This is a genomic window from Leptolyngbya sp. FACHB-711 (genome assembly GCF_014695615.1).
Classification (GTDB): Bacteria; Cyanobacteriota; Cyanobacteriia; order Elainellales; family Elainellaceae; genus Leptolyngbya_A.
This window is the reverse complement of record NZ_JACJOR010000318.1, coordinates 1-4036: the sequence shown is the minus strand read 5'-3', so window position 1 is coordinate 4036 and position 4036 is coordinate 1. Positions and strand designations below refer to the sequence as shown.

The 4036-nt window shown below is 48.3% G+C and carries 3 protein-coding genes and 1 pseudogene; 1 reads left to right on the top strand and 3 read right to left on the bottom strand.

The annotated features are described in order from the left end of the window. The 3 genes and pseudogenes from H6F80_RS12925 to H6F80_RS12915 form a co-directional block, all read right to left on the bottom strand. Window positions 1-645 (bottom strand): annotated as a pseudogene (locus H6F80_RS12925) (IS6 family transposase); the annotation flags it as partial. 107 nt (window positions 646-752) lie between these two features. Further along, window positions 753-1025 carry a DUF2087 domain-containing protein gene (locus H6F80_RS12920; RefSeq protein ID WP_190791955.1) on the bottom strand — a complete coding sequence of 91 codons (273 nt, stop codon included), beginning with the start codon at window positions 1023-1025 and terminating at the stop codon, window positions 753-755. A gap of 85 nt (window positions 1026-1110) precedes the next feature. After that, complete coding sequence (locus tag H6F80_RS12915) at window positions 1111-1755, bottom strand: hypothetical protein (protein WP_190791954.1); 645 nt, start codon at window positions 1753-1755, stop codon at window positions 1111-1113. An 892-nt stretch (window positions 1756-2647) separates the two neighbouring features. Here H6F80_RS12915 and H6F80_RS12905 point away from each other — a divergent pair. Next, window positions 2648-4036: DUF4347 domain-containing protein (locus H6F80_RS12905; protein ID WP_190791953.1), on the top strand; the 1389-nt coding region annotated here is incomplete at its 3' end.

Below are 4036 nucleotides of genomic sequence, written 5' to 3'. Positions count from 1 at the left end.
AATTCTGCTTGAGATACACTGTCCCCTTGGCTAATCCCTTTCACTTGCCCTTTGCGAATCATATCTATGGTTTCAATCCCACGCAGCGTTCTTCTCGCCGTGTTGAACGATTGAAATTCCATCATTGGTTTGACAATCCGCTTTATGTTCCGGTGGCCCTGCTCAATGATGTTATTCAAATATTTGCTTTGTCTCAATTTGGTCTCGACTTTCAATGTTTTGTCTTGCTTCAATTCATCCATTGTCACTGGATAGGCAGCATTTTTATCGACGGTGATCACCTGTGGAGTTTGAGTGTGCTTGGCTCCCAAGACCTTATGTAAAAAGCGGGCAGCAGCCTTTCCATCTCGCGAACGCACTCAACATGAAATCCAGCGTATTCCCCTCCGAATCCACCGCTTGGTACAAGTATTTCTACTCCCCTCGAATTTTAATATAGGTTTCGTCTACTCGTCATGAATCATTCGTTTGCTGCAAGTGGGGACGGATGCGTTTGTCCAACTCTAGCGCATAGTCCTGCACCCATCGGTAAATCGTCGTATGATCTACTTCAACTGCGCGCTCTACCATCAGCTCCTCTAAGTCTCGGTAGCTCAACGCATAGCGACAATACCAACGGACGTTCAGCAAGATGATTTCAGGCAAAAAGTGCCGCTACGCGAAGGGAGCTATTGGATTGACCACGATCGCTGAAGCAGTTTTCTCTCAAAAACTCATTTAGAGTATCACTTTTTGCAACGGAACCATCTAATTTACCTCAGCCAATAAGCAGACCCATCTCGCAGCCGGTCTATTAGACCTCGATCGAAGAGTTCTCGACGTAGCAGGGCTGGATCGTTAAAGGTGTGGTGCTGCCTGAGTAAAGCATTGACTTCCTGCTCATTGTACAGAAGGTCGTGCTCAAACTGATTGGCTAAATATTCCAGAGCAAGCTGCTGAAACCGTCCTTTATTGCGTCTGGAGGGCCATTTCTCTAAGCGTCCCTGCTGATCCAAATAGTGCTTTAGTTCTGTGATGTAGTCCATAATTAAGTTTTCATATCACGTTAACTTACTTCGGGGATGCAGAATGCCTGGAACTAAGAATTAGTCGAGCCGATTTGTTGATTAGCTATCCATTCCCGCTGCGCTGCCGCAAGCCTAAACTGTAGCGAGTTGATCGAACGTTGGTGACAAAATGAAAGGGGCGCACGGAAGTATGCAAGAAACCCGGAGCACGCAGGAAAATTACATGACCAGGTGTGGCGTCTAACGAAACAGCATGGGTGCTCTGACGGTCATCACAGCGATAAAACTCGGCTTGCCCACCTAGATTCACAAGGGCAATCAGGTTGATCGCTCTCAAACTATCTCGATGCGGCGTAATGCCAAGTTGTCCTGGTTCATACCGTTGCACAACCAGTTCTGTGAATTGCAAGGGAGTACTAAAGGGATAGTTATCTAGCCGATCGCACGCCTGGTCGAGCAGGGTCTGAAACGCCTGCTTGAATTCTGGATACAGTCCATTGTTGGGAAGACGATTACAAGCACTATATTCTGTTCTGACGACAGCATCGCCCGTTCCTACAGTTTTGATTTCGGGCTCATAGTGAAAGTGCTGTGCCTCTAGCAAAAGGGCTTGCCTTGCTGGTTCAGTAAGGAGGGGAACTGAGACTGCCCCTTCAGTTGCCAGAGCATTGATCAGCGCATGAATATCGAGGGATGGAATAAAGAAGGGAATGCCTCCGAATGCTGTACTTCTAGCATAGCCTCTCATCGTCAGGCTGAGGTCTGGAGCGGGCAGCTGGGTCTGAGCATTACCTCGATCAGTTCTGGGAAGTTGGTTGCTCGAAGGTTAGATTCTTTCCCAGAACTGCCACCAGGAAAAAGGGGTTATTTGAGCCGTGAGCGTAGGGAACACTACGGATGATCCAATTCCCCATTAGCCTGATGCCCAGTTCCCCAGCTTCTTACTACCTGCCTCAATGTCAGCTCTGTGAGTTCTATACCCACAATCCCTATCGCGCTGCACCGTACATCCAACGGGTTTGGCGCTAGAGGAATGTCGTGACTTTGCGGCAGTTACCCTGCAAGGAGAACAGCTTCGCATCGCTCCACTGGATGAAGTGGAGGAGCAATGGTAGCCAGACAGTGCAGCCTATTATAACGGGGAGCTGGTTTTGCAGCCCAGGCAACGCACGTTGACGGACCAACTGGACTTACTGGATACCCATCCCCTTTTTACAGAACGGTGTCCTGTGTGTGAGATGGCGGTCGCTTTAGTTCACCTGACTCAGGTGCATTGGAATTGTCAAGGATGTGGGTGGATGAATGACTCCGTGTCAATCTTGTTGTGTTAGCGGGTTTACACCTAGCAATAGCGATAGGTCAAGTTCAATTACAATTTCCATTTGTCTTTAAAAGAGTCTTTGCGACACAACCGGAGACATTGAGTACAGCCCGTTCTAGAGTTGGTTGTTTCTCTGCAAAGTCACTGTTCCACTGCATTGCCCCATCACTGCGCTTCATCAAACCTTTACTCAGTAGAAACCATAGAGCGTGTTAGCGACACAGTACCTTCGGGAATATTAGGTATAGCTTATTACAAAGCTACTTGCTTCTCTTCACAGTCGCTTTTCTCCTTAATTACGCATTTCAGGTATCGATGTATGGCTTTTTCCGCTCCCATTGCAAAGAATGAGACGTTCTCATCCTCCCCAGCACAGGCTAATTTCGGTTCAACCCTAGTCGTAATTGATGCCAGCGTTGCTGATTCTGCAATGCTAGCGGCAGAAGTCGTACCAGGGTCGATCGCGGTTCTGCTTGACGCTCAACAAGATGGCATTGAGCAAATTACCCAAGCGCTGCGGCAGCATCCGCAAGTTACCAGTCTGCACATTGTGTCTCATGGCGCTCCTGGTACGCTTTTCATCAGCAACAGCGAACTTAGTTTATCAACCCTCGATCGCTACCGCTGTGATCTACAATCCTGGTCACTCCAATCCCTGGTTCTTTATGGCTGCAATGTTGCTGCCGGAGATGCTGGAACCGAGCTAATTGAAAAACTTCATGCTTTAACAGGAGCAAACATCGCTGCTTCAGCCACTCCTACAGGTAATGCCGCTCTGGGTGGCAACTGGAATTTAGATGTGCAAACCGGAGCAGTAGCGGTTGAACTTGCGCTCACCCTTGAAGCTCAACAAGCTTATGCTGGCATCCTGGGTCCAACCGTTGATATCTCGGGTTCCCTTAGTGCAAATGGCTCTACACCTCAACTGCTTGCTCCTAACGCAGTCATTTCAGGCGTTTCTGGCAACCTACTTGGTGCTAAGGTCAGCTTTGGTACAGGCAGCTTCACTTCAAGCGATCGTCTGGGTCTTCAGGGTGCAGGAACTAGTACCAGTGGAACGATTGCTGGCACTTCTATTAGTTGGAATTACAGCACAAGCACGGGTACTCTCACTTTTACAGGAAGTGGAACAGCCGCACAGTACGAATCAGCTTTCAAGCAGGTCGTGTATTACAGCACCGGCAGCACAACCAATGGTAGCCGCCAAATCGACTTTGCAATTGGTGAAAACCTCGCAAATACTAACAACGGGCACTTCTATGAGTATGTGTCGGGTACATTAACTTGGCAGCAGGCTCGTGATATCGCAGCTCAACAAACGTATTTTGGCTTACAAGGTTATCTGGCAACTGTTACAACTGCTGCCGAAAACACTTTCATCACAAATAAACTCGGTGGTAATGGCTGGATTGGTGGCAGTGACGAGGAAGCCGAAGGAACCTGGAAATGGGTTACTGGACCAGAAAGCGGCACGTTGATGTCTTCCTATTACACGAATTGGGCATCTAACGAACCCAATAATTTCGGCGGAAACGAAGATCACGCCCACTTCTGGGGCACTGGTACCCAAAAAGGTACCTGGAATGATTTTTTGTATAACAATGGTCAGATTGCTGGCTACGTTATTGAGTACGGTGGGATGGCAGGCGATCCGGTTGTTGACCTGACAGGTAGCGTTACTGTTAACGTAAACTACCCTGTTCAAACG